This is a genomic window from Paramesorhizobium salinisoli, from assembly GCF_003335045.1.
Lineage (GTDB): Bacteria > Pseudomonadota > Alphaproteobacteria > Rhizobiales > Rhizobiaceae > Paramesorhizobium > Paramesorhizobium salinisoli.
On record NZ_QOZG01000087.1, the window covers coordinates 1 to 1,016 of the forward strand.

1 protein-coding gene is annotated in these 1,016 nt (G+C 58.4%); it reads left to right on the forward strand.

Features of this window, described 5'->3' with window-relative positions:
• A partial coding sequence (locus DUT91_RS25015; RefSeq protein ID WP_147272308.1) for a peptide ABC transporter substrate-binding protein occupies window positions 1-872 on the forward strand: 872 nt, incomplete at its 5' end.
• Window positions 873-1,016: the final 144 nt, after the last annotated feature.

The window sequence follows — 1,016 nt, forward strand, 5'->3', positions numbered from 1 at the left end:
AGGCGGCTTCGGTCCGCCGCTTCGAAGCGAAGGAAATGGACCTCGTCTATAATTTCTCAGCCGACCAGATCCCCCGCCTGCGAAACGCCTATGGCGACAGCGTTCATATCTCGCCTTCGCTTTCAACCGAATATTACGCATTCGATACACGGGCCGAACCCTATAACGACGTGCGTGTCCGCCGGGCACTTTCCATGGTCATCGACCGCGACTTCCTCGCCAAGGTGATCTATAGCGGATCGCAGCTCCCTGCCCATTCGATGGTTCCACCGGGAATCGAGAGCTATGGCGAGCCTTTTGGAGCCGATTTCGCCGATATGTCGCAGCTCGACTGCTTGGACGTGGCGATCGAGTTGATGAAGGAAGCGGGCTATGGCGAGGGCGGCAATCCGCTCAACATCGAAATCCGCTACAACACCAATCCGAACCATGAGCGCGTGGCGACGGCGGTGGCCGACATGTGGAAGAACGCATTCGGCGCCAAGGTCTCGCTGCTCAATCTCGACGTCGCATCGCACTTCGCCTATCTGCAGGAAGACGGCAAGTTCAACGTCGCCCGCGCCGGCTGGGTCGCGGAGTATTCGGATGCGGAAAGCTTCCTCGCCCTCAGCGTCAGCGGCAACAAGACGTTCAATTACGGCAAGTTCAACAATCCGAGATATGACGCGCTGATGAAGCAGTCATATACGGAGCGGGATCCGGCAGCGCGCTCGATCATCCTGCATGAGGCCGAGAAAATCCTGATGAAGGAACAGCCGATCGCACCGCTGCTGACGCAGGCCTATCTCTGGCTCGTTTCGGACAAGGTGCAGGGCTGGCAGGACAATGCGCCGAACCAGCATCTCAGCAAATTCCTGAGCGTTGCCGAATAGGCCCAATCCGATTGGGCCCGATAATGCAATAGCGCGGCACACGGCGACCTTCCGGTTGCCGCGTGCATCCCTTGGAGCATGCCATGCTGCTTTTCATTCTGCGCCGATTGGCGAGTGCTGTGCCGACATTGTTCGTTGTCGTCA